This is a genomic window from Salinivibrio socompensis S35 (genome assembly GCF_000513715.1).
GTDB lineage: Bacteria > Pseudomonadota > Gammaproteobacteria > Enterobacterales > Vibrionaceae > Salinivibrio > Salinivibrio socompensis.
In genome coordinates, this window is sequence record NZ_AQOD01000062.1 from 15,833 (window position 1) to 41,963 (window position 26,131).

The window sequence follows — 26,131 nt, forward strand, 5'->3', positions numbered from 1 at the left end:
TCTCATAGTTAATCGGTTGCGGTCTCAGTTTACTTAGGTTACCGCTCAGTCGCAATTGGTCTGATGAGCGAACGATCACCAACAGACGGTTTTGTGACCCAGCGAGGTGCTTATCGACACAAAAGTCTCATGGCGATGGTGGCAAACTCGCGCTTTGATAATGAAAAACCAGGCACTAGGTTACGATCAATGGGCAAGTATGCTCTGGATGTTGAATCACCGTCAGTGGGTATTGATAAATACTCTCCACCTGCTCACTATTAAAACACTGCCATGGGGTGCCCGTTAACACCATCTCGCCCTGCTTGAGAAAATAAAGGCGATCTGCGTAGCGGCTGGCGAGGTTGAGATCATGGAGCACCAAGATCACTGTCATCCCTCGATCGGCAAGCGCCCGACAGCGTTGTAGCGTGTAATGCTGATGGGTAATATCGAGCGCCGATGTGGGTTCATCTAGCAGCATGATGGCATGCGTTGGGTCGGTTTGGGCTAATTGTAAAGAAATGCGCGCCATGTGAACCCGTTGTTTTTCACCGCCCGATAAAATGGGGTAGGGCCGGTTGGCAAGGTGAATGATGTCCCACTGTTGTAACTGTTCATCGGCCAGCGCGGCAATTTGCGCTTGGCTCGCCTGAAGCGGAGTGGCTCCCATTTCCACCACCTCTCTAACAGTAAACGCAAAGGTTAACCCACTACTTTGTGGGAGAAAGGCCACCTGTTTGGCAAAGGTCTCCCCTTGCCATGCAGTTTTAGGCGTGGCCCAAAAATCAACCTGACCTGAAAGGTGACTGCTACTCATTATTTGTTTGAGTAAGGTACTTTTACCCGCACCATTCGGACCGAGTAACACATGTAATTGGCCAGCGCCAAACGAGATATTGATGCGATTAAGCAGTTGGCGCCCGTTGAGCGAGTAACTTAAATCACGAACATTTAAGGCAATATTAGGCATTAGTGCACCACTGCTTGTCGTTGTTGGATAAGAAGCCATAAAAAGAAAGGTGCCCCCATCAGCGCAGTAATGATGCCCACTGGTAGTTCTGCTGGCGCCACAATGACCCGCGCGATAATGTCGGCAAATGTCAGTAAAAGGGCGCCTAATATCGCTGATAAAGGAATAAGCGTGCGATGATCCGGCCCTGCCAGTAGCCGACCAATATGTGGCACAACCAGACCGATAAAACCGATTAGTCCCGCGGCACTGACGGAAATCCCCATCCCCGCTGCAGTCGCAATGATCAGCAAGCGTTTTAGGCGGTGGACATTGATGCCAAGATAGGCGGCTTCGTTCTCACCCAGTAACAAGGCATTGATATGTGGCGCGCAGCGGTAGGCGAAAACGGTGAGCGCCACGGCGGCGACACCCGTTAGCGTGATTTGCCCCCAAGACGCGCCAGTGAGTGAGCCCATCGACCACAACGCGATATCACGTAATGTTTGGTTATCAGCAACGTAATTGATTAAACCGAGCGCCGCGCCTGATAAAGCGCTAATGGCAATCCCTGCCAACAACATAATGGTTACTGACGTGCCCATCGATGTTGTGCCAATGCGATAAACAAATAAGGTGGCTATCAGTGCCCCGAAAAAAGCAAACAGCGGCACCGATAGGGCAAAGCCGACGTCGAGACTGCCCCAGGATAAAAGCAATAACCCAAATGCGCCCCCTAAAGACGCACCACCAGAGACCCCGATGATCCCTGGATCCGCCAGCGGGTTACGAAATAGCCCTTGCATCAATGCGCCGGATACCGCCAGTAACGCACCGACGAACAAACACAATAAAGTCCGCGGTAAACGGACCTGCTGCACGATGGTTAAGATATGTGGCTCAACATCGTTTTGCCATGGGCTCAAGCTTTGTAAACTGACGAGCCATCCGAGTTGCCACTGTCCCACGGCAATCGACATCACAGCGACGACGAATAAAACAGTGATCAGCGCGGGGAATAGTCGTTGACGGGTTTCACGAAAGTAAGCGTGCATTAGTGCTGGTGTCCAAGTAACTGGTTTTGGATACGAAGGGCTTCATCAAGGGTATTAAGGCTTAAACCACCCACTAATACACGACCATCAACAGCCATGATGCGATTTTGTTGGTAAGCCCGGGTGTTTGATAACAAAGGGACGGCGTCTGCTAATCCTTGAATACCGCCAAGCTGATCGAGTGACCGTTGCATCACCAAAATAAAGTCAGGGTTGAAGCCAAGCAGCGCCTCGGGTGAAAGCGGTTTATAACTGGTGACGGAGTCGGCCGCCGGATTAGTGGCACCAAGTAAGTTGATAAGCGAATTGGGTGTGGTATTCGCACCGGCAACACTGGCAGGGCGTCCCTGGTGTACTAGTAGAAATAGCCCTTTCAGTGCGGATGTGTTTCGTTCTGCTGAGGATGCGTGGCTTTTTAGCGTGGCTAATTGGTCATCAATGGTGTTTATCAATGGTGCGGCATTCGCTTGTGTCTCTGTTAAATCCGCCACCGTGTGAATACGCTGCTTGAGCGCGTCGACGGTGGGGGCACTGGATAATGTCACCACATTGACGCCGGTATCACGGAGTGTGGATAACACCGGAGCAGGACCCATTTCATCTGAGCCAAGCAAGAGGTCTGGTGACAAAGAGAGCACGCCCTCTACCGCTAGCTGGCGATGATAGCCGACGCTAGGAATCTCCTTGTCTTGTAATTGGCTGGTGGCATCAATACCGACAATGTGTGATTGCGCGCCAAGCTCAACGAGTAAGTCGGTCACGCTGGCGCCGGCACTAACGATGCGCGGTGAGGCATAGAGCGAAAAAGACATCAAGGTGAGGAATAGGGTAATCAATCGTACTGCAGCGGTGGCCATGTTACATCCTTATGTGTCGTTTTATCAGTGGCTTATTGATGAAAGATAATGCGATGTGATGGCAGTGATTTACCTCTCACTGCTCATTTGTAAATGTCAGTTACATAACTAATTAAGATCAATTATCGTTTACATTGCTGTTATCGATCAATACAATCTTGAAAAATAATGATGAGACTCATTTGCAACTGAATCAGAGAGCACTGAAATGACATTGAAAAAGGACATTTTGATACCGCGCCCAAGTCACTTAAACCTCGCTATCGGGCTTGCGCTTGGCACATTCAGTATCGCGTCACCGGTAATGGCCGCCGATGGCGCGCAACAAAATAGTGAACAAACAGAGACGGTGTCTGTGTATGCCAGCCGTATGGACGCGCAAAAAGCGAATGGCGCCGTCGCCGTCAGTACGGTCTCTCTGGAAGAGATTGAAAAACGGCAAGGGAGTAACGTCACGGATTTAATTCGTCACTTACCCAACGTATCCGTCATCGGTGGAGGGCGCGATGTCGCTCAGTCAGTCACTATTCGCGGGCTGAGCAGTGATAATGGCCGCGTTGTTCAGCTCGTCGACGGTACGCGTCAGAATTTCTCGGTTGGCCATCGCTCCAGTCTCTTTATTGATCCTGAATTACTCAGCTCCGTCGAGGTGGTCCGCGGGCCTTCCAGTACTTTATGGGGGTCCGGTGCTTTAGGGGGCGTGTTTGCGCAAAACACCAAATCGGCCAGTGACTTTCTCTCCGGCACAGAGACCTTGGGTGGCTATGTCAAACAAGGCTTCAACAGCAACAATAATGCCTCACGTACAAGCGGTGCGGTGTTTGGGCGCACGGAGACGGTTGATTGGCTGGTACAAAGCTACTATCACGATAGCGATGATAATCAATTAGGCAATGGCAAAACCTTGTCTGACTCTTCAAACCGTGAAAAAGGCGGTTTTGCTAAAGTCACTTATACACCGTCTTTAGACCACCAATGGACGTTTATTGCTCGCCAAGGTGAGCTTGATGATATGTCTCCGTCAAATCCATCGATTAAAGAACCTTCAGGTTTTTATCCTTCAGTGTATCGCGAGACACGAGATCAAAGTTTATCCGTTGCTTATGATTATCGCCCCGCCACTAATTGGATCGATATCTCCTCTCAATTGTATTGGAACAATACAGAGATGGAGGAACATCGTGTAGTGCCGCAAGAACGCGATAATAACGAAACTCAGACCCTTGGCTTCTCTATCACGAACACATCAAGCCTAAAAGAGCTCGATATCATTACAGGTCTGGATTTATATCGAGACAGCTATGAGACGATACGTGATGACAGCAGTAAACCCGGAGAGCGTCCTGCAGGACAAGATGCAAATGCAGAGAATGTAGGTGTATTCGGTCAAATTAACATGCCTGTATCAGAGCAGTTGCAGTGGCAAGCAGGTGTCCGGTTTGACGCTTATAAAGGTGAAGATAATCGACCAACATCAATGGATGGTGATAGCCGCGATCATGCTTGGTCACCATCGACGGCATTAACATGGAATGCGACCGAACAGCTAGCATTGACAGCAAGTTACCGCGAAGCATTTCGAGCCCCGAGTTTAGAAGAAATGTATGCCAGTGGTACTCACTTTATTACCCGCATGGGGATTAACCGGTTTGTCCCTAATCCGGACCTCAAAGCTGAGCACAGTGCCAATAAAGAATTAGCCATCACGTACCAATTTACACCGACGAGCTATTTCGACAATGCTTATGTTGATGTGCGCCTGTTCCGCAACGATGTTGATGACTTTATCGATATGAACGTTGACTTCATGGGGGGAACAACAACACGTGAAAACGTTCAAGATGCCAAACTCGAAGGTGTCGAGCTAAGCCTTCATCACCAACTCGGTGGCTTTACCAACAATCTAAGCTATAGCCAAACCGAAGGGAAAGACAAAGAGACGGGCAGTTATCTTGAGAACATCCCCGCCCACAAATTCGTCGCTGAAACCGACTATGCGCTGGCGACGCTACCGGTGAGTGTCGGTGGTCGCGTCTCTCATTATGCCGATCAAGACGACACGAATGATGCCAACACCTATGACGGCTACATCCTGTGGGATTTGTATGCAAGCTACAGCCCGAACGGTGACTGGGATGGGGTGAAGTTTGATTTAGCCATCGATAACTTAACCGACGAGCAATACACTCAAGCGTGGGCGCAAGTCGCGTCACCCGGACGTGATATCAAATTTAATGTTCGTTACCAATTTTAGCTCGTTACCAATTTTAGCTCGTTACCAATTTTAACCACCAGTGCAAAGGGCAGGTGAGCGCCTGCCCACTGAAATGACACACCACAATAAAAATAGGCTGGACGTGATCAATGACAACCACCACGTTAACTGAGCAGGTGAGTGCGCTACTGAACGAGAATGCCTCGATGCTACCTGCCGATATGGCAACAACGCTGGGTGTTAGTGAAGGCGAGGCGGTACGCGCCATGCCTGCTGACTACCAAACTTGGGTCGATGGGCAATATGCGGAAACCGTTTTGATGCAGGTCGCTGAATGGGGCGGCCCCGTCACCACGATTGTGCATTCCGGCGGCTCGATATTTGAAGTGAAAGCGCCGTTCCCCAAAGGCAAGATCGCCTATGGCTATTACAACTTGATGGGGAAACCGGGCGAAATGCATGGCCACTTAAAGCTAGAGCGCATGGTCGGCATTGCTTTTGTCAGCAAGCCCTTTCGCGGTAAGACAACCCATTACATCGGCTTTTTCACTGAACAAGGCGATTCAATTTTTAAGATCTATTTAGGGCGTGACGAAAAACGTCAGCTTCTAGACCATCAGATTGAAGCCTTTAACCAATTAAAAATGCAGTTAGCGACCCCACAACAAACAGAATCGGAGCAATAATGATCGATCAAGCGACTAAACAACAACGCCTGCAAAACCGCCTTGGCCCTGAGATTGAAGCATTTCGTGCAAACTGCCGGACATTACAGCTAGCGACCGTCGACGCTGACGGAAAACCTAATGTGAGTTATGCGCCCTTTGCTCAGCGTGAAGATGGCTTTTATATCCTGATTAGTGAAATTGCTCGTCACGCGCGCAACCTGCAAGAAAATCCAAACCTGTCATTGATGATGATCGAAGATGAAGGCAGCGCGAAACAAATCTATGCGCGTCAACGGTTAAGCTTTGATGCACGTGCCGAAATGGTGGCGCGTAACACTGCTACTTGGCAAGTCGGTATTGATGCCTTGAAAGCGCGTTTTGGCGACATTATCGATAATTTAAGCGACTTGGAAGACTTTCGTCTCTTCCGTCTGGCCCCAGAAAACGGCCTGTATGTAAAAGGATTTGGCCAAGCGTTCCAAGTGGGCAGTGACGACTTTGTTGATATGGTGCACCTTGACCAAGGCCACCGTAAAGTTGGTGAAGACAAAGACATTCAAACCACGGATGAACTTGCCATTAACGGCTAATCCCGCTAACTGTTACTTGACGGCAATGTATATCGCATTGCCGTTTGTCTCCATCTTCGGTATTGGACTTGGTAACAACCCAGTGGCAAATATGGTAAAGTTAGTGCCATTACCAAGCCGATAATCACGAGCAGCATGAATTACATCCCATTATCTGACTACAAAAGAAAGTGGATTTTTACCCATCAATCTCTCCCTATCCCTGAGTCAGATCTTGCCGAGATTAAACCCATGACCGAGACGCGCGCGGCGCAGTTATGGCAAGAATTTATCAGCAAAGACAGCCCGACGGCGGATCATTTCGGCAAACAAGACTGGCCCACTCATCAACATATCTGGACCCAACGGCTGGTCTGGCAACAAGCGTGGGATAACGATGGCGATCTGCCAGAGGAATTTGTCGCCAACTTTCCCTGGGAAGACAATATTACGGTCTACTTTTGCTATGACAAACACAATATCGTCGAAACACAGTGGGGTGTGTTTAAGCAATATTGGAAGAACTTTTTATTTTATGACGACAAGCCTATTTTGATCGGTCGTCGTCGCAAAGAAGTCGCGATGTTTGAACAATCGGGTGAAGTGGTGATTGGTCAGCGTGACTAACGCTCAAGTTATCGACGCGGTGGGCGCTAAGATAAAGAGAAACCTCGCGTCAAAACAATAAAGCGTCATCATAAAGTAGGAATCCGAGATGATGAAAATAATCGCTGCCGTGTGTGTGTCTTTTTTACTATTAGGATGTTCTCTACCTAATATGTCGGACATGTGGCGCAATTACAGCACTATCGGCCTCAACGAAGCATTACGGGGCGCTCAGCACGATCTCATTCATTGTCGCTATGAGAAAACGCTCGATACGGCACAGCGGTATACCGTTATTGGCACAGATAGAGAAAAAGTGCGTGCGTTCGAATTAATGGGGATTGCGTATAGCGAGCAAGAAAATACCGCTGAATTTGATCATACCTTGCAACGCTTTTTATTTTCAGCCCCAGGTCGTGCAATGACAGCGTCGCAGGTACAGATGCAATGGCAGCAAGCTCAGCTAGACATCGAACATCAGCGTGAGGCGGCACTGAGTCAAACGCATTGTTTGCAATCAACCGACACACCCAAAACAGGGCCGCTTAAATAATAAGGCAGCCACTGTATGTGACTGCCTTTCCTCTCTCTAGCTATCGAGCGCTTAACGAACCGGAGCAGTCCGCAATGTGCGGCTAGTTCTTGAGAGGCTAGCTTTTGAGAATACTCTCTGCCAACGTGATAAGGCGCGGATAGGCGAACTCACTCTCTTGCGCGATAGCCGCCTGTTCGGTTAATACTTCATGCAGAATCTCTTGCGTGGTCAGAGGGTTCGCCAAGACTACTCTAAACACCGTGGTGGTACGACGCTGCCACTGCTCCGGCGTTAACCTTGTACGTGTAGACGAACGTTTGGCCTGATTCGCGCTGACGCTTTTGCACAAACTTGGTCAGATCATTCAGCAAACTATGAATCAAATCGACTTGCTCTTCACTGGCCATCGCCAAGGCCGCTTGTACGCGCGCGGGGACAAATCGATAGGTCAATAAACAAAGCTCTGGATCTGAGACCAGCTCAAAATCGGGATGTTGGTTAATCATGGTGGCAAACGAAGCGGCTTTATCGATACTTTGATCGATCAGCAACTCATAGCCACGACGAGAAATAATATTCATACAGGCAAACACCAACATCGCCATACCGCTGCGAGACCCTTCAAGTGTATGACTCCCGAGATCTTTTGCTCCTTTACGGAGAATATACTCCGCATGATGCTCAATCGATGCCACCACCGACGGATCTTTAAATAACACCATTCCCGCGCCCATCGGCACATAGAGTTGTTTATGGGCATCAATGGTTACCGAGTCAGCGCGCTCGATACCGGCTAGTTTGTGGCGTTGGTTATTCGACATTAAGGTGGCACCACCCCAAGCGGCATCCACGTGAAAATGAATGCCTTCTCGCTCAGCAATATCAGCCAAGGCGTTGAGTGGATCGATACTGCCGGTTTCTGTGGTGCCTGCGACACCCACGATAGCTACCGGTTTGATATTGTCGTGGTTCAGTTGCGCAAGGGTGTCTTCGAGTGCATCAATGCAAATGCGATTTTGGCTATCAGCGGGAATCGAAATTAATTGGTCTCGACCAATCCCCAGCACATCCGCGGCTTTGCCCAATGAATAATGGCCGCGTTCTGACACTAAAACGGCCAGATCGCGATAGCCATAATGGCGCATAGCACCAAACAGACCCGCTTTGTTAATGCCAGGGAAATCCCCATCGGTTTAAGCACATTATTGCGTGCTACCCATAATGCTGTGATATTGGCGACAGTACCGCCCGAGCAGAACGCCCCCAATGAATGGTTCGCGCTGTGCATCCAACTTTGATAAAAAGCGTCATCTTGCTGATAAATAAGGTTATGCAGCATGCCCAGCACTTGGCGCTCTAACGGCGTAAATGCTTTAGAGGTTTCGATTTTTACCGTATTTTGATTTAGGCCAATCATGATTTTCGATAAAGGCATTAAAAAATAACGGTAGCGCCGAGGTCATGTGGCCGATAAACCGCGGTGAAGCCGTATGCACCGACTGGGCGACCAGCTTATCGAGTAAAAACTGGGTATGATCAGACACGAAAGCAGGATCTTCAGGAATAGCGGGATCGCTGAAATCACTTTCGATATCGGAGAGCGATCGCTCGGTCGCGGTAATGTGATTCTGTAAAAAGCGATTGAGGTTCTGTGATATTTCTTGCTCAATTTGACTGAGCGTTGAATCAGGTGCCTCGGGGACAGTGAAAATCCGGTGTAAGGTTTCCGGTGTGGCGTCCGCGGCTTTAGTGTGTGTTGCCATGACGTTCTTCTTTTGTCTGCTTAGCTGTCCAAACGGTGAAAAGCCCATGATTATCGGGATAGACACACGATCACTTGCTGAAAAATGGCCACAACATAGCAAAAAAATGCGCGGCAATCAGGCTTTTTTACGGTTTGATGACAGGAAAAGCAGCATAAATAATAATAGAGTGAATGTCAGAGCCGACAAGCGCCGGCTCATTATTCACGGATACTGATTTACTGACATTGGCGCTGATTAATGGTTACCATTTGATCGTTATATTGGTTCAGTGCCTTATCGATTTCTTTAGGATGGCTGAGGAGGTCGGCGAGGGCGCTTCGTAGTGCATAGTTACCTTCCATCGATTCTCCTTGACGAAAAGCAAAAACGTCTTTCGCAAGAGATGCCGGTGGCAGTGAGCTTTGCGACAAGGTTTTAACATCTTCTTGAGTGAGCATTAACCAAGATTCAACCGGCGCATCAAGATTAAGCTTGGCACTGTCATTGTTTAAATAATAGTCAAAAGCTTGTGCGTTAAGATTAAAGTGGTTAGTACGGCCACTTAAAAACCAGTCGGCCACTTCATCCAAAGCGGGATCTTTTTCGACGGTCATATCCACCAATGCTTGATACCAATTGATCGAGGCATCGACATAGTCATGATATTTGGTCGAGTAACAGTCTGCGTTTTCTACCGGTGCCGCGTGTGACATCATCGGCAACAAAGCTGCTACCAGTGCAAGGGCATAGCGTTTCATAGCATTTTCCTAATCGTTATCGTGTTTGCGCTTAATAATTATACGCACCAATCGGGCAAGGTGCGCAAACAGTGAGGTTTGGGCATCATTATCATGATAAAACGCCCACATTGTAGAACGACCTATCGACAAAGTTAAATAACACATTGATATAAAAAGCCCTGTAGCAGAAAAGCTGTGATGCTGCCCTCAGTTAATAGACAGTGAAGGGATGCGCTTATCGCACTAATGACAACCAGCAGGATGCAAATTCAGCGAAACCCAGCCCGCCAGGTGCATCGGTTATCCAGGCGGGTGGGGTATCTAGCTGCGCAAGATGGGGGGCGATATTCGCAACTCCGACACTGAGCGGGAAGTGGGCAAACATATCCTTGTCATTGCGTGAATCACCAATAAATGCCGCCTGGTGGCGCGCTGCTTTTTCTGTGACACCGTAACGATAAAGCCAGTCTAACGTGGCGTGTTGTTTACTGTGGGGGCCGAACCATGCGTTGATATGAATGGAGCTGGCTGTCGCTTTGGCGCCATGAGCGTGGAGTGCATCAAGCAATGTATCAATTTCTGCTTGTGGCGCACGTTGGGTGTGCTGACCAATATCAATCGCCACCTCACAGTGACGATACGCTTGATCCGCACTCAGGGTGCGGTCTGGATAACGCAAGAGTAAGTGGTTAACCCATTCGAGCAATCCAGGTTGTGCTTGCTGGGCGGTATGGCTGATTGTTGTGTGTCGTTGGCCATTTTCATGCCACATTACTACGCCGCCATTTTCACCGATGACTGCATCGACGGGCCAAGCATTAATGATATGATCACACCAACCTGCACAGGCTCCGGTCACCGGCACGACACGGATCCCCGCGTCGCGTAACTCAGTTAATGCCTTCAGTGTTTGCCACGGGAGTGCTCCTTGCCAGGTTAAAGTGTCATCAACATCGGTAAACAGCCACTGAACATCGCGCCAGCGTTCGGCGTGGTGATGCATTGATGACAAAGGCAAACACTGAATCGGCATGAACCTATCCTCCTAAAAATTAAATGGCGACCCGCTCATTGCTATGCGCTTTAACATCAAGAGTCAGTCGTTTTCCGCTTTCAGCTTCAAAGACATGTAAATTATGCGGCTTAATCGCCAACGGTAGCTGATCTCCCTCAACCACTTTACTGTGGCCTTCTAGGCGCAACGTTACTAGACTCTCGGTGCCAGCGATGTGGCCATAGACCAATAAATCGGCACCTAACGCCTCGGTTAAGGTCACCGATAAAGTAAATTGTGCTTGGTCGTTCGGCACGACTTTTAAGTGCTCAGGACGGAGTCCAACGCAGACAGCTTGTGACATTCCTCCCTCGCAGTAGGCCAGTTGATGATGACCGATCGACAGGGTGTTATTGACAATCTGTCCGTTGACGATATTCATCGCCGGAGAGCCAATAAAGGTGGCAACAAACAAGCTGGCGGGCGCATCATAGACGTCTAGTGGCGTACCGATTTGCTCGACATTGCCGCCATTTAACACCACTAAGCGATCGGCAAGCGTCATCGCCTCGACCTGATCGTGCGTCACGTAAACCGCGGTCGTATTGAGCTTTCGTTGCAGGCTTTTTATCTCCAAACGCATTTGAACACGCAATTTAGCATCAAGATTCGATAAAGGTTCATCAAACAAGAACACCTTGGGTCGGCGTACGATCGCACGGCCCATCGCCACCCGCTGGCGTTGACCACCAGAGAGCTGATTGGGACGTCTATCCAACAAATGGTCAAGCTCTAACATGGTTGCCACTTTGTTGACTAATGTTTCAATCTCCGCTTTCGGGGTGCCGCGGTTTCTTAACCCGTAAGCCATGTTGTTGAAGACACTCATGTGCGGATAGAGCGCATAGTTTTGAAACACCATCGCGATATCTCGTTCGCCAGGCTCGAGATCATTGACCCGTTTATCTTCAATAATTAAATCACCATCAGAAATAGCCTCAAGGCCGGCAATCATGCGTAGCAACGTGGACTTACCACAGCCACTTGGGCCCACCAAGACAATCATTTCGCCATCTTGTACGGCCAAGTTGACACCATGAATCGCTTTGAACCCATTCGGATAAGTTTTTTGAATTTGATCGAGGGTTACCGTTGCCATTTACTTCTCCGTCTCCACTAAGCCTTTAACAAATAGTTTTTGCATGCCTAACACTACTAAAACTGGTGGCAGCATTGCCATTAATGTGGTTGCCATAACGCGGTTCCATTGCACCTCACCGTCGCCAACAGACAACATGCGCTGAATACTCATTACGATGGTGTAATATTCGTCATCAGTGGTGATCAAGATGGGCCATAAATATTGATTCCAACCATAGATAAAAGTGATCACAAACAGCGCGGCAATATTGGTGCGCGACAAGGGCAATAAAATATCTTTAAAAAATTTAAACGGACCGGCACCATCCATACGCGCCGCTTCCAGCATCTCGCCCGGTACGGTCATAAAGAACTGTCGGAATAAAAAAGTCGCGGTAGCACTAGCTATCAACGGGATTGTAAGGCCAGACATAGAATTCAACATATTGAGATCGGCAATGACCTGGAATGTTGGAATAATCCGCACTTCAACTGGCAGCATCAGGGTCATAAAAATGATCCAGAATGCCAACATGCGACCGGGAAAACGGAAATAGACCACCGCATAGGCCGACAAAATTGAAATAGCCAATTTTCCTATCGATATTCCCATTGCCATTAAAAATGAATTCCAAAGCATGCCTGCTACGGTGATATTTAACTCACGCGAGGTGCCTTCGGTGAGCACCTCTGTAAACACAGATAAGCCTTTGTCACCAAACCATAAAGGGGTAACACCACTCACAAAGGCGCTGCTATCATGGGTGGCTGCAGTGAGCGCAAGCCACACGGGTAGCGCAACAGAGGCCACACCCAAAATTAACACCAGATGCGAGAACACAGTAAGCCAAGGGCGACGTTCAACCATTAGTAGGCCACCTTCTTTTCAACATATTTAAACTGAATCACGGTTAATGCGCCGACTAGGATCATCAGGACCACCGACTGTGCCGCGGATGAGCCCATATCGAGCCCGACAAAGCCATCGGCGTAGACTTTATAAACTAGCGTGGTTGTCGATTGGCCTGGGCCACCTTGCGTCATGGCATGGATAACGCCGAAGGTCTCGAAGAAGGCGTATACCAAGTTAACAACCAGGAGAAAGAATGATGTTGGTGAAAGGAGAGGGAAAATAATGGTCAAAAACCGTTTCCCCGGCCCAGCCCCGTCAATTGCGGCGGCTTCAATCAGCGAGCGTGGAATCGACTGCAAGCCAGCAAGAAAGAACAAAAAGTTATAGCTGATCTGTTTCCAGGTTGAGGCAATAATCACCATGGTCATGGCGTCCCCAGAATGAATAAAGGGGTTCCAATCGACACCAATGGCTTCAAGCGCATGCGCGAGCACACCGACGGTTGGATTAAACATGAAAAGCCAAAGCACCCCAGCTACCGCGGGGCAACCGCGTAGGGCCACACCAATAAAGTTTTATAGCCTGTGGCACCTTTGATCACACGATCGGCCATCACCGCGAGCACTAATGCCGAAAGCAAGGCAATGGCGGCGACCGAAAAACTAAAAAACAGCGTGGTGAAAAAGCTACTGTAATAGCTTGTATCGCCAATGAGGGCCATAAAATTGTCAGCGCCGACAAACTCGGTACTGAGCCCGAAAGGATCCTCTAGTAGCATTGACTGCCAGACCGCTTGTGCCGCTGGCCAAATAAAGAAAACAAACGTAATGAGCAGTTGCGGTGCGAGCAATAAAATTGGAAACGCACTGTGGTTAAATGTGGGCTTATTGGACATAGACTTTCTCAATAAAAGGAGCGGGCTAAGTGCACCGCTCCATCATACAAGGCGTAATTATTTATTCGCTTTAGCAAACTTAGCGAGCAATCCGTTCGCGCGCTCAACGGCTTCATCCAATGCTTCTTGCGCGGACTTATCGCCGGACCAGACGGTTTCTAGCTCTTCGTTGATCACATCGCGAATTTGCACGAAGTTACCCAAACGAATACCTTTCGATGCAGGGGTTGGCTCCACTTCTGTCATCTGATTAATCGCGACATCTGTCCCCGGGTTCTTGGCGTAAAAACCTTGTTCTTTACTTAGCTCATACGCGCCGTGAGTGATCGGCAGATAACCAGTAAATTGGTGCCAATCGGCTTGAATCTCTGGTTTTGACAAGAATGAGAAGAACTGAGCGACTCCTTTATATTCTTCTGACTCGTGACCTTGCAGTACCCAAAGCGTGGCGCCGCCAATGATGGTGTTTCTTGGCTGTTGAACGGCGCTGTCCCAATACGGCAGTTGTGCGACACCAAACTCGAAGTCTTTCACGCTTTCACGTACACCCGCATAGGATGCTGAAGAGTTCATATACATGGCACACTCGCCACTATAAAAAAGTGGTGCACTGTCAGAGCGACGGCCGCCATACTCAAAGATCCCAGCTTGTTGCCAGTCTGCCATTTTGGCGATGTGATCAACGAAAGGTGATTGGTTAATCAGCATTTCGTTATCCACACTGCTAAAGCCGTTATCATTGGTGGCAATCGGGGTATTATGACGTGCGCCGAGGTTTTCGATTTGTACCCAAGATTGCCAGCCAGTGGTAAAGCCGCACTGGGTGCCATTGGCGAGCAGCTTTTCTGACACTTGCTCGACCTCTTCCCAGGTCTTAGGTGGTGTTACACCCGCTTTCGCAAACATGTCTTTGTTGTAGTAAAGCACCGGTGTTGAGCTGTTAAACGGCATAGACAGCATGTTGCCATTTTCATCTGAGTAGTAACCGGTGATAGAAGAGAGATAATCAGATTGGTCGAACGGTACCTTGGCGTCTTGCATTAACTCATAAACCGGGTAGATGGCGCCTTTTGCGGACATCATGGTCGCCGTTCCTACCTCAAACACTTGTACAATATGAGGTTGTTTGTTGGCACGAAAGGCAGAGACCGCCCCCGTCATGGTTTCGGTATAGTTGCCTTTGTAAACGGGCTTTACAGTATAGTCGTCCTGACTGGCATTGAACTTCTCGGCCATTTCATTCACTTTTTCGCCAAGATTGCCGCCCATTGCGTGCCACCATTCAATTTCGGTTGCAGCGTTGGCGGAAAATGAGCCAACAACAAGGCCGAAGAAAGTGCAGGTTAAGCGTTAGGGTTTCTSATTGCGTCACTCCTTTTGAGGATTAGGTATCATGTTCACCTGGCAACTTAATGAACAAAAATGAACATAATATGAACCCCAACGAAAAGGGAGATGACAATTGTATGACTTTTGACCGCGATCTCTTTGAGTGTGAAAAATGTGTTAATAAATGCGCGTTTTTTGAATGAAACGCATGAAATTACGCGAAGTAAGAAAGTAACAAATATGTCACATTTAACTGGGACAATGAAGCCCTGCTTGGCTTGCAATAGATTTATCCAAAACGAAGAGGTGTTCATATGAAAACCGAGCCTGAAAAGTCAGTTTTATCATCCACGCCGATATCACCTCAGAAATTATGCGGTCATCGTGGGGTCGCGGCGCAAGCGCCTGAAAATACCCTGGCGTCGATTGCCCGCGTGCGTGAATTGGGGTTAAGTTGGGTGGAAGTGGATGTCCAATTAACCCAAGATGGTATTCCCGTGGTATTTCATGATCAAACGTTATCCCGATGCACCAACGGGGAGGGCGCATTAAAAGACACTTCCCTGTCGGATTTGCAGACATTGGATGCCGGAAGCCATTTTTCCGCAGACTTTTGCCAACAACAGGTCCCGACACTGGCGGCGGTATTAGCACAAGCCCATCACGATGATCTGCACCTTAACCTTGAGATAAAAACCTATGCCGATACCGACATTGCTGCATTATGTGATGCGGTATTTGATTGTTTATCGGCAAGCCCTTTAGATGAGCGGCAGGTCTTAATCTCGTCTTTCTCTTTGGATGCGTTACGGTATTGTCGCGACCAAAGACCGAGCCTCGCGCGGGCGATTTTATGGGAAGCAATCCCAGATAATTGGCAGGATTATCGAGACTTAGCGACCTACAGCATTCACTGTCATTATCGAGCGCTTACTCAAGCGCAGGCACAAGCCGTGAAAGCCGCTGGGCTCGCCCTTCAGTGTTACACCCCCAATGATCCGCAAGAAGCGGCGCCTTTGTGGGAATGGGGCGTGGACATGATGATTACCGACGCCCCTGAGCGCTACTTATCGGCAGACTAAACCATCGGTTCAAAAATCCACAAGGAGTGTTTGTGACCCAAGATTTGGAATTAAATTGGCGACAGCGAGATATTCTCAGCCAATTAGCGGACGTCGAGCATTTAGAAACCGATTATCTGGCCGCGCACTTTTCCGTGACCACACAGACTATTCGTCGAGACATTAATCAACTTTGTGCGTTGGGGCTCGCGCGTCGTCACCATGGCGGGATCAATATGCCCTCCGCACAGGCAAACAGTGACTATCAGCGCCGACTTGAACGTCATCGTGGGATTAAAGCGGCCATTGCTCAGGCGGTTGCAGAACGTATTCCCGATGGTGCTACCGTTATGTTGGGGATTGGCACTACCGTTTCAGCGATTGCCGAGCAGCTGTTAACCCGGCGCGATCTGCGTGTGATAACCAACAACGTACAAATCGCTCATATTCTCGGCGTTAATTCTGACCTGGATATTTGGCTAGCCGGCGGAAAGTTACGGGCCAACGATCAAGATATGGTTGGCCATTCGGTGATTCAGTTTTTATCCCGTTTTCAAGCCGATATTGCCATTATTGGCTGCGCGGCGGTGAGTGAAGAGGGGTGGGCGTGCGAGTATTCCCCTGATGAAGCCGATGTCAGTGACACCATGCTGCAGGCCGCGACTGCGCGTTGGCTGGTGGCCGATGGCTCAAAATGGCAGCGCAGTGCGCCGGTCAAAGTGAAAACGCTTAACCAATTTGATTATGTGTTCACCGATCACACCGAACTTGCCAGTGACATTGCCCGCGTTCCTTGTGCGTCCTAATCATGGTGGTCAGGCCGCACAGAGGTCATGCTTGCGCCGATAAAATCGCCCGATATAGCGCTTCTGCTGCCTCACGTGGGGTTTGTTCGGGGTCATAGAAGAACTCGTTAATCACATCAAAAATCGCACTTTGTACATAACGCGTGGTTGACAGGCCATGTGACATACTCGGGCTTAACGTGCCGTGCTCTTGCGCATAAATAAACGCGTCGCGCGATGCGTGGGCGCAATGATCATCCTCCGGCAAGGGCACATCAAACCGGATCGGCAAGGAGCCTTTATAACGATTAAAATCGCGTTGAAATTGGGGCGTCAATATATACGACGCCATATCCGCCTGGCTTTGTCGCTCGTTTTGATTGTTGGGTTTAAAAAACACAAAGCTGTCGACGTTATAGCTAAACGCGTGTTTGGTGCCGGGGACGGCAACGCAGGTAAACGCTTTGCCTTGTTGCTGATTAGCGGCAAAAAATTCACCTTTTGCCCAATCCCCCATCACTTGCATTCCGGCCTGATTATTAATCAAAAGCTGCGTGGTATCGCTCCAGTTTCGACCTTGGCCCTTATCATCAACATATTTGCGCATATTGGCGAGTAGACGAAAGGCTTCAATGACGCCGTCGCTGAGTAACGCGTTCCTCTCGAAATCAAGAAAAGCCTGCTGGTACAATTTAGGCCCCATCACTGACAACGCCAAGCTGTCAAACAGAGTCGCCACTTGCCAAGGCTCTCCGCCCAAGGCGAGGGGAATATAGCCTGCCTGTTTGAGTTTGTCTGCTGCGGTAAAAAAGCCATCAAAATCGGTGGGGATCTCAGCCCCCACGGCCTTAAACGCACGTAAGTTAATCCACAACCAATTCACTCGGTGGATATTAATGGGCGCGGCGACGTAATTGCCTTGATACTGCATGACATCGCGAAGCGGGGCAGGGATTTTAGTTTCCCACTGCTCGGTATCGGCAATCGTATTGAGGTTACGCAAAAAACCGAGTCGCGCCCACTCGGTGATCTCTGGACCTTTGATTTGTGCGGCCAAAGGCGGATTGCCACTAATAGCACGAATTCTCAGTGTATTCATCGCACTGATCCCGGCACGGCCTCCTACTGCAAAGTCTTGCCATTGATAGCCTTGTTGCTCCATGCCCTTACGTAATACCGAGGCAGCTTTCGCCTCTCCGGCTGAGGTCCACCAGTGAAGCACTTCAACCTCATTTGCAGCGGTGCTAACGCTGTAGGCTGACAAACTGCAAGCAAGCAGCGCACCCGATAAAAATCGTGTTGTTCGACGCATTATTCTTCTACCCGCGGGAAACTGATATCGACTTGTAATCCACCTTCACGGTGATTACTGAGCACCATATCACCGCCATGGGCATGAATGATATCTCTGGCAATACCAAGACCTAAGCCCGAGCCATCGCTATCATCATGTAAGCGCACATAGGGTCGAACGACTGACGTAAGCGCTTCCTCGGGAATGCCAGGGCCTTCATCAATCAAGGTGATATCTAGGGTGTGCACCGCGTCCATGACATAAATGGTCACTTTGCCACCATACTTGACCCCATTGTCAATTAAGTTTGACAAACAACGCTTAAACGCGAGCGGTTTACAAGTAAAGGGTGGCACAGCATCGCTTTCAATTTGCACCCGCATCTTGGTTTGGTTGTGGGGTTCAACGATCATGGCGAGGAAATCAATCACATCAATCGCGGCCATGTTCTCGTGAATATCTGTGTCACGGACCGTTTGGACCGCGCCTTTCACCATCATCTCAAGATCGTCCAAGTCTTTATTCAGTTTTGCCGTTTGCACTTCATCGTCGATCAGCTCCGCGCGCAGACGTAACCGCGTGATCGGTGTTTTTAAATCGTGCGACATCGAGCGGAAAAGAGTTTCACGCTCTCGTAAATGACGTTGTAATCGTCGCTGCATGCGGTTGAAGGCTCGAGTCACGATCGCAATTTCAGCTGCGCCTTCTTCTTTAAGCGGTGGCTGCTCAATGTCGGTACTGAATAAATTGGCAGCTTTGGCTAATCGCTTTAGTGGTCGGGCTTGTTGGCGAATGAGTATGTAGGTGAAAAAAAGCAGTAAGGCGGTAATCACCACGATAAATACCACTTGATCGGCGGTGATAAGGGTATCGTCTAGGGTGACATAGGGCGCTGGGAGCAGAGCGGCGATATAGACCCATTCACCGGTTTTAAGCTCCATTTGCACCACCAGGATAGGCGGATTCAGTGGCTCTAAACTTAAGGTGTGGTGTGCCCACGACTTGGGTAAATCTTGCAACAAAATATCGTTGTTCAGCACTCGCAATGTTTCCGGGCGAGAAAAATTAACATCAATGGTGTTTAACGCCGGCAGTTGTTGATGAAGAATGTCTGACACGGTATCAATAGCAACCTGCTTGGCTTGTGTGTCTTCGATCGGCGTGATTTCAATCTTTTCTTTGTTGAATGAGACAAAAAACCGTGTGCCGCCCATATTACGCAACTGATTCAGTGCCACATGACGATACGCCACGGGTAAAGACTGAAAAAAGGTGGTGGTTGACGCAAACATGTTGGCTAAGCTCGCTGAGGCTGATTCTAATCCCTCTAACTGGGTTCGCTTCGACTGGGTATACCAGATTGACGTAGCAATCCCTTGTGCTAAGACCACCGATAGCAGTGTTAACAGCAGTGTTCTGGAAAGCAGAGAGCGTGGGATCAGTTTTTCAAGCCATTCATGATTCATACTGGATCTCGGCAACAAACATGTAACCTGCGCCACGTACTGTTTTAATTAAATTCGCTTTACTGGTATCACGTAGGCGTTGACGCAGACGACTAACTTGAACATCAATGCCACGTTCTTGCGCTTGTGCATCGCGCCCGCGTGTTGCTTGGCTAATGGCGTTACGATCCAGGAGCTGGTGCGGATGGTCGATAAAAAGCATGAGTAGCGCGTAATCAGACGCAGACAGCTCGATTTCCATCCCTGTCACCACATGATGCAGCTGCTGGGTGGCTGGTTCAAGGCGCCATTGGCCAAAGCGGATCGCTTTCGGGCGCGACAACGTCGTTTCTTGTAACTGCTGAGTACGACGCAGTAACGCGCGAATACGTGCAATCAGTTGGCGAGGCCTGAAGGGTTTGGCGATGTAATCATCCGCTCCTAATTCAAGCCCGACAATTTGATCCGTCTCGTCGGACACCGCCGTGAGCATAATGATAGGCACGCTCGAATCTTTACGGATAGCTTTGCACAAAGTAAAGCCGTCATCACCCGGTAGCATGACGTCTAATAAAATTAAGTCTGGATACTGCACGGCCAGCTTGGATTGCATCTCATGACCATTTTGTGCGGTGACTACGTCATAACCGGCTTTTGCCAGGTAAGCCTGAAGAAGCTCACGAATTTCAACATCGTCATCCACCACTAAGATGCGTTTGGCTGAAGCCATAGTGCTTTTATCCCCGTTGCTACTTTAATCGAGCCATTATCGATGCTTTTCGACTGAGATGCTACAAACAACCCCGCAGTTTGTGTAATTAATCAGCGACTAACAAAAAGCCCTCACACTGCATCGAGCTTGAGGGCTTCTATTCTTTATCGCTAAAGCGGTTCTCTGCGTTTTAAGCGCTTAACTCGCCTTATTCACTATTACTTTGCATCGCTTTACGGATACACAAGGCGGCGCCGCCCCATGTCACCGCTAAACCGATGACCATCATTACAATTGCACCTGTTGTCATGCGTCTGTCTCCATATCGCGTGCGGGGGTTGTTGTGCTGTTGACAATGATGCCCACAATCAGCATGGCTGCCACTAAGCCCCAACCTAGGGTTAATAGCTCGAACTGGGCATAGCCACCATAGCCCTCGTTAAAGGTGTCAATCAGGTTTTTCACCAAGATAACGGCTAGCATAATGGGGCTGATAAAGCGGATACAAATTTCCATCCACTGGCCCACGCTAAATTCTGACACGCGGTTAACGTATTGACGGATGTCAGATAGTTTCACCAGCCAGCCCACGACAATCAGCTCAAGTAAGCAGCTGGTCAGCAGTGCCACGTTATTAACAAAATAATCGACCAAATCGAGCAGCAATAAGCCGCCATTGGTGGCAAATGCCATCGAGACCACAAAGCCTACGCCACAAACGGCGATTGCCGCTTTTTGACGGGTCACATTCAACTTATCCATAATAGATGACGTGACCGCTTCGATGATCGATATATGTGAGCTCAATCCTGCTACCACTAATGCTAAGAAGAACAGTGGACCCAATATATAGGGAATGGGTAGGAGGTTGATTGCGGCCGGTAGGGTGACAAAGGCTAGACCGACACCGCCGCTTACTACATCAGTGATCCCTTTACTTTGCTCGGCAGCCATATAGCCCAGAATGGAGAAGATCAATACACCCGCAACAATCGAGAAACCGCAGTTAATCAACACCGTCATTAAGGCATTATTATTCACATCTGACTTTTCAGGCAGATAACTGGAGTAAGCGAGCATAATCGCAAAGCCGACTGACAAAGTGAAGAAAATCTGCCGTATGCGGCGGACCAAACACTGGCATCGGTCAGTTTGCTAAAGTCTGGCGAGAATAAATAATTGAGGCCATCAAGCGCGCCCGGCAACATCACCACGCGGCCAATTAGCAGCAGCACCATGACAAATAGCAGTGGCATCATGATTTTGCTCGCCTTTTCGATCCCGCCTTTTACGCCACGGAATACGGCAGCAAACGTGATTGCCCATGCAATAATCATTGGAATCGCAATGTGCCATTGCCAATCCCCCAAATTAGTGGGCGAGTTTTCACCCAGCTTTAGATAATCAGAAAAGAAGAAGGCGTTGGTGTCTGTGCCCCAATCTTGCCCAAATGAAAAGCCGAAGTATGAGATTGCCCAACCGATCACGGCCACGTAGTAAATCCCGATCGTCGCGGCGATCAAGACTTGAAACCAACCGAGCCACTCGAATTTGGTGTTCAGTTTTGAGAAAACCACTGGCGAAGAGCCACGTAGCTTTTTCCCTAAACCAAATTCCATGATCATGAATGGAATACCGGCTGTGAGCATGGCGAAAAGGTAAGGGATAAAAAAGGCACCGCCACCGTTCTCATAAGCCATGTAGGGGAATCGCCAAATGTTCCCTAGGCCGACTGCTGACCCCACCGCTGCGAGGATAAACCCTGCGCGTGAGCCCCATTGTTCTCTTTGCATATCTACTTACTCCTTTGCGAATGGCCCTTCTACACTTACCTAAGCCCGCAGTGTTGTGACGCTGCGTTGTTTGGCCGATATGAAAGAAATAGCACATTCCCCGCAATATTGATTTTTAACGTCCTGTAGCCCGAATGTTGATTTTTTTATCTAAAGCGGGCATTCATTGCACATTAAGCACAGCGAGAGACTAAATCAATAGCCTTAAAACCAACAAGTTAGCAAAAAAATGCAGTTTAACCTGCGGTAATAACCTTATCTTAGTCATTAATGATAATATTTTGTTGTTATGCAGTGAAAAGAACTATCTTTTTTGTCAATAAGTGGTGATTCATGGTTATTTGGTGGCGCGGGTTAATTGACAAAAAAACAGCGTTAGCAGCGCTTTTGTTGTGCTACAGCGTGATGAAACATGATCCTGATAGCAGAATTGCAGCCCATAGAGGTGCACAATTACTGGGGTTTTATACTGATCGTAAGCTAACCAGCTAACCAGCTAACTCGTTGACAAAATCAAAAAGTAAAAATTAAGGAGTCAGGCGATGAACACCACATTGAGCTATGCGTTAATTACCGCAGGTTGCGCGCTAGGAATGATATTGACCTTCGCCACGGTGGCGGTGATGGGCTAAAAGCGTACAGCTTAGATACATGTCAGGTTACATGCTTACTGGAACACGCTCACTCATCGGTGACTAGGTAAGCGCTAGCACAGCGTCACACGACGCGTTAGACTATGAGGCATCGTTCAATAAAAACAGATGCATAACGTTACGTGTGATCGTAAGGGGCGAGTGTGGTAGACAGTAAGCAAGCCGTGCAACCAAAGGCATTTGCGGCCGATACCCAGGTTATCGGCATTAACAAGGGCCAATCTTCACGACCTCAACGGGTTTCTTTAGTGTTACAAGGGGGCGGGCAGCGCGGTATTTTTACGGCGGGCGTCATCGATGCGTTTTTGACCCACCAATTTGATCCTTTCGAGCACTACTATGGCACCTCTGCCGGGGCGCTAAATATGAGCGCGTATGTCTGTCAGCAGTATCAATATGGCTACCGGTTCATCACCCAACTCACGACCCAAGAACGTTTCTTTCATTTAATGAAGTATGTGCGACGTCAGCATCATATGGATCTGGATTGGGCACTAGAAACGGCGCTACCAGGGCAAGACACTGCGTTAGATATGGAAACGGCCCGTCGTCACCTGAAAAATCGATATGCCTATGCATGTGCGACCGATGTTGACACCTTACGACCTGCCTTTTTTTCGCTCACTGAAGATCATTGGCTTGATGCACTTAAGGCGACTTGTGCCATTCCACTGTTGTACCCGCATCCGATTAATATCAACGACCACCGGTATGTCGATGGAGGCGTGAGCGCAGCGATCCCTGCGAAAGAAGCGTTCGCGCGCGGCGCAGATATTATTGTTGTGATCCGTACCGAGCCGGTCATTGAGCAGGGAAAACGGGTCGATGATAGCGGTCGTTTTCTTGAAACACTGCGAGCTCGGTTGGAAACTAAGAGACCCCAATTTAAACTCGCCGATTATGTCTCGAATTTTGAGGCTAAGTACCGACTGGCGCGCTTTGAGACCTTCCAAAAAGAGCTCAGTAAACAGTTAGGGGAATTATCGGATCGTTATAAATCGAGCCGCGAGCAGTGGGTGAGTCGAGTCAGAGACAGCATGAGAGAGAAAGCAATGCAAAATGGTGGTCGCTGGCTTTTTGGTGGCGACGCCATTTATCGACTGCAATCGCTTTCGGGCAAGCCTCTCAATACCGACATGTTGAAAATGTTAACCACACACTATCAAAGCTACCAAAGTGAGCTACAGTTTCTGACCAATCCACCAGCGCGAGCGCAAGTGCTACAAATTGCCCCCAGTGCGCCGCTGCAAAGCAGTGCGCTATTAAGTAAACCTGAGGCCTTGGAAACGGATTATCAATTGGGTGTGGCATTAGGGCATCAGTTTTTGCGCCAATATGGTGACTCGCTAGTGGCCTTATCGTCAGTGGATAACCCAGCGTTTGACTCGGCCTCGCTTCAAGTGCCGGCTCAAGGATAGGTGGATGACTGAATTTGAAAAAATGCAGCGCGGCTTGCCTTATTGTCCTGCCGACCAAGAACTGACCCTATTTCGTTATGCGGCGCGCCGATTATGCCAGCAATTTAACCGGCTGGATCCCGAAGATGCTTCCAGCTTGAATATAGTGACTACAAAACTGTTTGCGCATATTGGTGACAACGTAGAAATCGATGCGCCCTTCTTTTGTCATTACGGCATGAACATTGGTATTGGCAGCAATGTCAGTGTTGGGCCAAACTGCACGATTCTTGATGGTGCCCATGTCAGCGTTGGCGATAATGTGAGTATTGGCCCCAACGTCGGGATCTATACCACGCGTCATCGCGTATTACCGTTAGATATTGCACGAGGTGAGTGTGAGTCTTCCCAAGATGTAATTATTGGTAACAACGTTATCATTGAAGGTAATACCGTGATTAAAGCGGGCGTTGCGATCGGCGAGGGCGTTGTGATTGAAGCGGGTTCTATGGTGGATAACGACATTGAGCCTTTTTCAATCGTTGCCGGTAATCCTGCCGTCGTCGTACGTCGGCTACAGTAACCATACGCAGCACCTCTAAAATACAATGTTACAACATAACTCTATATATGTTATATTATAACATATTCTAATTGGCAACTGAGCGTGGGTGTAGTAATGTTAGCGCCCTGAATCGGGTATCAGCAGTAAGAGATAAACGCATAATGGTTAAAGTTAGGGCCCGAGTGCCGCTGAAAGTAGGGGTAGGAAGTGAGATCCCCGCAGAGATCCTTTCCTTCCATGGGTTACAATCCGAGCAAGAGCACGTTGCACTGATCTTTAAGCAGGCCGATCAATCGGTCAATCCACCGTTAGTGCGCATGCATTCTGAATGTCTAACCGGCGATGTCTTTCATTCCTCACGGTGCGATTGTGGCGAACAACTTGAAGAAACCCTCCATAAAATGGGTGAAGATGGCGGGATTATCTTGTATCTCCGTCAAGAGGGGCGAGGCATTGGTCTCTACAATAAGCTAGACGCCTATAAGCTACAAAGCGAGGGCATGACAACTTACGAAGCTAATAACCATCTTGGTTTCGCCGATGATTTGCGTGATTTCACCGAAGCGGCACAAATGCTCAAGGCACTTAATATCGACTGCATTCGCTTAGTGACCAATAACCCGAAAAAAATCGAAGAGTTACAAGCCGCAGGTATCACCCTCAAAGAAGTGATTGGCACCAAAGCCCATCTCAAAGACGGCAACCGTAATTATCTGAAAGCGAAGATCGAACACGGCAAACACCGTCTCAATATTGAGCAAGACTGAATATTTAGGCTTAACGTCTCGCAATGTGATAAACAGGCAGTGACAGTCACTGCCTTTTTTGGTTAAAGTCTCGCTATTATATCAGTCATCACTCAAGGACGAGTTATGCGCGTACCGGTTTGGCGTTACCTTTTTCCCCCTTTACCCCCCGTTGCCATGCTAGTGGTAATTGGTGTCGGGCTTGCTTTAACGTATTACTTTCCCTTTGGGATTCAACTCGGTAGCCCTAGCTGGGCGATTGCGCCGATCATTATCGCTTTAGCGCTATTGGTGGCAGCGAAATGGGCGTTTCATCGTCATCATACCACCGTCGATCCGCTACAAGTACCCTCTGCGCTGGTCACTACAGGTATCTACGCCTATAGTCGCAACCCGATGTACTTGGCGATGATATTGATCATTGTTGCCGCGGGGCTCTATTTTAATGCGCTATGGTGCTGGGGAATGATCCCGGCATTTATGGCTTACCTATCCGCTACCTTTATCCCCGCCGAAGAGTTTCGCTTATCGACAATGCCGCATGAGTT

Annotated in this window: 22 protein-coding genes and 4 pseudogenes; 11 read left to right on the forward strand and 15 right to left on the reverse strand. The window is 48.8% G+C overall.

Translation table 11 applies throughout. The features are described 5' to 3' along the window. Window positions 1–175 precede the first annotated feature (175 nt). From DZ54_RS0107935 to DZ54_RS0107945, 3 genes are read right to left on the reverse strand one after another with little or no spacing between them, the layout of a single operon-like run. Window positions 176–952, reverse strand: coding sequence for a heme ABC transporter ATP-binding protein (locus tag DZ54_RS0107935; RefSeq protein WP_025673685.1), 777 nt, complete (start codon window positions 950–952; stop codon window positions 176–178). After that, on the reverse strand, window positions 952–1,986 hold the full coding sequence (locus tag DZ54_RS0107940; protein ID WP_025673686.1) for a FecCD family ABC transporter permease: 1,035 nt from the start codon (window positions 1,984–1,986) through the stop codon (window positions 952–954). The genes DZ54_RS0107935 and DZ54_RS0107940 overlap by 1 nt, the downstream gene beginning before the upstream one ends. Continuing rightward, window positions 1,986–2,843, reverse strand: coding sequence for a heme/hemin ABC transporter substrate-binding protein (locus DZ54_RS0107945; RefSeq protein WP_025673687.1), 858 nt, complete (start codon window positions 2,841–2,843; stop codon window positions 1,986–1,988). Before DZ54_RS0107945 ends, DZ54_RS0107940 begins: the two co-directional genes overlap by 1 nt. Window positions 2,844–3,051: 208 nt before the next feature. Here DZ54_RS0107945 and DZ54_RS0107950 point away from each other — a divergent pair, with 208 nt between their 5' ends. The 5 genes from DZ54_RS0107950 (at window position 3,052) to DZ54_RS0107970 (ending at window position 7,454) form a co-directional block, all read left to right on the forward strand. Then, a complete protein-coding gene (locus DZ54_RS0107950; RefSeq protein WP_025673688.1) occupies window positions 3,052–5,097 on the forward strand; it encodes a TonB-dependent hemoglobin/transferrin/lactoferrin family receptor in 2,046 nt (681 codons plus the stop codon). A 110-nt stretch (window positions 5,098–5,207) separates the two neighbouring features. Beyond that, on the forward strand, window positions 5,208–5,744 hold the full coding sequence (gene hutX / locus DZ54_RS0107955; RefSeq protein ID WP_025673689.1) for a heme utilization cystosolic carrier protein HutX: 537 nt from the start codon (window positions 5,208–5,210) through the stop codon (window positions 5,742–5,744). Window positions 5,745–5,746: 2 nt separating this feature from the next. After that, entirely contained in the window at window positions 5,747–6,316 is a 570-nt protein-coding gene (gene hutZ / locus DZ54_RS0107960; protein WP_025673690.1) for a heme utilization protein HutZ, read from the forward strand. Between the two features lie 135 nt (window positions 6,317–6,451). After that, complete coding sequence (locus tag DZ54_RS0107965; protein ID WP_025673691.1) at window positions 6,452–6,922, forward strand: DUF2947 domain-containing protein; 471 nt, start codon at window positions 6,452–6,454, stop codon at window positions 6,920–6,922. Between the two features lie 88 nt (window positions 6,923–7,010). Then, complete coding sequence (locus DZ54_RS0107970; protein WP_128080482.1) at window positions 7,011–7,454, forward strand: hypothetical protein; 444 nt, start codon at window positions 7,011–7,013, stop codon at window positions 7,452–7,454. 97 nt (window positions 7,455–7,551) lie between these two features. On the opposite strand, the pseudogene panP reads toward DZ54_RS0107970, so the two are convergent. The 7 genes and pseudogenes from panP to ugpB all read right to left on the reverse strand — a co-directional run. After that, a pseudogene (gene panP / locus DZ54_RS20090) lies at window positions 7,552–9,199 on the reverse strand (pyridoxal-dependent aspartate 1-decarboxylase PanP). Between the two features lie 218 nt (window positions 9,200–9,417). Beyond that, window positions 9,418–9,939, reverse strand: a complete 522-nt coding sequence (locus tag DZ54_RS0107980) for a hypothetical protein (RefSeq protein WP_025673693.1) — start codon at window positions 9,937–9,939, stop codon at window positions 9,418–9,420. A gap of 217 nt (window positions 9,940–10,156) precedes the next feature. After that, a complete protein-coding gene (locus DZ54_RS0107990) occupies window positions 10,157–10,954 on the reverse strand; it encodes an HAD family hydrolase (protein WP_240473940.1) in 798 nt (265 codons plus the stop codon). Between the two features lie 19 nt (window positions 10,955–10,973). Continuing rightward, window positions 10,974–12,074 carry a sn-glycerol-3-phosphate import ATP-binding protein UgpC gene (locus DZ54_RS0107995; protein ID WP_025673695.1) on the reverse strand — a complete coding sequence of 367 codons (1,101 nt, stop codon included), beginning with the start codon at window positions 12,072–12,074 and terminating at the stop codon, window positions 10,974–10,976. Next, window positions 12,075–12,923 carry a sn-glycerol-3-phosphate ABC transporter permease UgpE gene (gene ugpE, locus DZ54_RS0108000; protein ID WP_025673696.1) on the reverse strand — a complete coding sequence of 283 codons (849 nt, stop codon included), beginning with the start codon at window positions 12,921–12,923 and terminating at the stop codon, window positions 12,075–12,077. Then, window positions 12,923–13,803: pseudogene (ugpA, locus tag DZ54_RS20095) on the reverse strand (sn-glycerol-3-phosphate ABC transporter permease UgpA). Before ugpA ends, ugpE begins: the two are co-directional and overlap by 1 nt. Window positions 13,804–13,860: 57 nt before the next feature. Continuing rightward, a pseudogene (gene ugpB / locus DZ54_RS0108010) lies at window positions 13,861–15,117 on the reverse strand (sn-glycerol-3-phosphate ABC transporter substrate-binding protein UgpB); the annotation flags it as partial. A gap of 329 nt (window positions 15,118–15,446) precedes the next feature. Here ugpB and DZ54_RS0108020 point away from each other — a divergent pair. Both DZ54_RS0108020 and DZ54_RS0108025 read left to right on the forward strand, forming a co-directional pair. Beyond that, window positions 15,447–16,214 (forward strand): glycerophosphodiester phosphodiesterase family protein, encoded by a 768-nt coding sequence (locus DZ54_RS0108020; RefSeq protein WP_025673699.1) that lies wholly within the window; start codon window positions 15,447–15,449, stop codon window positions 16,212–16,214. 32 nt (window positions 16,215–16,246) lie between these two features. Beyond that, entirely contained in the window at window positions 16,247–16,999 is a 753-nt protein-coding gene (locus DZ54_RS0108025; RefSeq protein WP_128080483.1) for a DeoR/GlpR family DNA-binding transcription regulator, read from the forward strand. 25 nt (window positions 17,000–17,024) lie between these two features. Here DZ54_RS0108025 and DZ54_RS0108030 read toward each other — a convergent pair whose 3' ends face one another. The 5 genes and pseudogenes from DZ54_RS0108030 to DZ54_RS20100 form a co-directional block, all read right to left on the reverse strand. Further along, window positions 17,025–18,290 carry an ABC transporter substrate-binding protein gene (locus DZ54_RS0108030; RefSeq protein WP_025673701.1) on the reverse strand — a complete coding sequence of 422 codons (1,266 nt, stop codon included), beginning with the start codon at window positions 18,288–18,290 and terminating at the stop codon, window positions 17,025–17,027. Continuing rightward, window positions 18,290–19,738: an ATP-binding protein gene (locus DZ54_RS0108035; RefSeq protein WP_025673702.1), complete on the reverse strand. Its 1,449-nt coding sequence runs from the start codon at window positions 19,736–19,738 to the stop codon at window positions 18,290–18,292. The genes DZ54_RS0108030 and DZ54_RS0108035 overlap by 1 nt, the downstream gene beginning before the upstream one ends. After that, window positions 19,728–20,447: a response regulator gene (locus tag DZ54_RS0108040; protein WP_025673703.1), complete on the reverse strand. Its 720-nt coding sequence runs from the start codon at window positions 20,445–20,447 to the stop codon at window positions 19,728–19,730. The genes DZ54_RS0108035 and DZ54_RS0108040 overlap by 11 nt, the downstream gene beginning before the upstream one ends. 190 nt (window positions 20,448–20,637) lie before the next feature. Then, a complete protein-coding gene (locus DZ54_RS24790; RefSeq protein ID WP_128080484.1) occupies window positions 20,638–20,739 on the reverse strand; it encodes a MetS family NSS transporter small subunit in 102 nt (33 codons plus the stop codon). Continuing rightward, window positions 20,736–22,222 (reverse strand): annotated as a pseudogene (locus tag DZ54_RS20100) (sodium-dependent transporter). The gene DZ54_RS24790 and the pseudogene DZ54_RS20100 overlap by 4 nt, the downstream one beginning before the upstream one ends. 796 nt (window positions 22,223–23,018) lie before the next feature. Between DZ54_RS20100 and DZ54_RS0108065 the strand changes: the two are divergent. The 4 genes from DZ54_RS0108065 to DZ54_RS0108080 all read left to right on the forward strand — a co-directional run. Beyond that, a complete protein-coding gene (locus DZ54_RS0108065; RefSeq protein ID WP_025673704.1) occupies window positions 23,019–24,293 on the forward strand; it encodes a patatin-like phospholipase family protein in 1,275 nt (424 codons plus the stop codon). Between the two features lie 4 nt (window positions 24,294–24,297). Continuing rightward, on the forward strand, window positions 24,298–24,855 hold the full coding sequence (locus DZ54_RS0108070; RefSeq protein WP_025673705.1) for a sugar O-acetyltransferase: 558 nt from the start codon (window positions 24,298–24,300) through the stop codon (window positions 24,853–24,855). A gap of 143 nt (window positions 24,856–24,998) precedes the next feature. Beyond that, window positions 24,999–25,604: a GTP cyclohydrolase II gene (locus tag DZ54_RS0108075; RefSeq protein WP_025673706.1), complete on the forward strand. Its 606-nt coding sequence runs from the start codon at window positions 24,999–25,001 to the stop codon at window positions 25,602–25,604. A gap of 105 nt (window positions 25,605–25,709) precedes the next feature. After that, window positions 25,710–26,131 (forward strand): methyltransferase family protein (locus DZ54_RS0108080; protein WP_025673707.1); only part of this gene is annotated, 422 nt, incomplete at its 3' end.

Bases quoted from the DNA above. Each gene is read 5' to 3' on its own strand.
- DZ54_RS0107950 (WP_025673688.1), top strand. From the start codon at position 3,052: ATGACATTGAAAAAGGACATTTTGATACCGCGCCCAAGTCACTTAAAC.
- DZ54_RS0108030 (WP_025673701.1), bottom strand. From the start codon at position 18,290: ATGCGTCGAACAACACGATTTTTATCGGGTGCGCTGCTTGCTTGCAGT.
- DZ54_RS0107995 (WP_025673695.1), bottom strand. From the start codon at position 12,074: ATGGCAACGGTAACCCTCGATCAAATTCAAAAAACTTATCCGAATGGG.
- DZ54_RS0107980 (WP_025673693.1), bottom strand. From the start codon at position 9,939: ATGAAACGCTATGCCCTTGCACTGGTAGCAGCTTTGTTGCCGATGATG.
- DZ54_RS0107970 (WP_128080482.1), top strand. From the start codon at position 7,011: ATGATGAAAATAATCGCTGCCGTGTGTGTGTCTTTTTTACTATTAGGA.
- DZ54_RS24790 (WP_128080484.1), bottom strand. From the start codon at position 20,739: ATGACAACAGGTGCAATTGTAATGATGGTCATCGGTTTAGCGGTGACA.
- ugpE (WP_025673696.1), bottom strand. From the start codon at position 12,923: ATGGTTGAACGTCGCCCTTGGCTTACTGTGTTCTCGCATCTGGTGTTA.
- DZ54_RS0107965 (WP_025673691.1), top strand. From the start codon at position 6,452: ATGAATTACATCCCATTATCTGACTACAAAAGAAAGTGGATTTTTACC.
- DZ54_RS0108020 (WP_025673699.1), top strand. From the start codon at position 15,447: ATGAAAACCGAGCCTGAAAAGTCAGTTTTATCATCCACGCCGATATCA.
- DZ54_RS0108040 (WP_025673703.1), bottom strand. From the start codon at position 20,447: ATGGCTTCAGCCAAACGCATCTTAGTGGTGGATGACGATGTTGAAATT.
- DZ54_RS0108075 (WP_025673706.1), top strand. From the start codon at position 24,999: ATGGTTAAAGTTAGGGCCCGAGTGCCGCTGAAAGTAGGGGTAGGAAGT.
- DZ54_RS0107990 (WP_240473940.1), bottom strand. From the start codon at position 10,954: ATGCCGATTCAGTGTTTGCCTTTGTCATCAATGCATCACCACGCCGAA.
- DZ54_RS0108070 (WP_025673705.1), top strand. From the start codon at position 24,298: ATGACTGAATTTGAAAAAATGCAGCGCGGCTTGCCTTATTGTCCTGCC.
- DZ54_RS0107935 (WP_025673685.1), bottom strand. From the start codon at position 952: ATGCCTAATATTGCCTTAAATGTTCGTGATTTAAGTTACTCGCTCAAC.
- DZ54_RS0107945 (WP_025673687.1), bottom strand. From the start codon at position 2,843: ATGGCCACCGCTGCAGTACGATTGATTACCCTATTCCTCACCTTGATG.
- hutX (WP_025673689.1), top strand. From the start codon at position 5,208: ATGACAACCACCACGTTAACTGAGCAGGTGAGTGCGCTACTGAACGAG.
- DZ54_RS0107940 (WP_025673686.1), bottom strand. From the start codon at position 1,986: ATGCACGCTTACTTTCGTGAAACCCGTCAACGACTATTCCCCGCGCTG.
- DZ54_RS0108035 (WP_025673702.1), bottom strand. From the start codon at position 19,738: ATGAATCATGAATGGCTTGAAAAACTGATCCCACGCTCTCTGCTTTCC.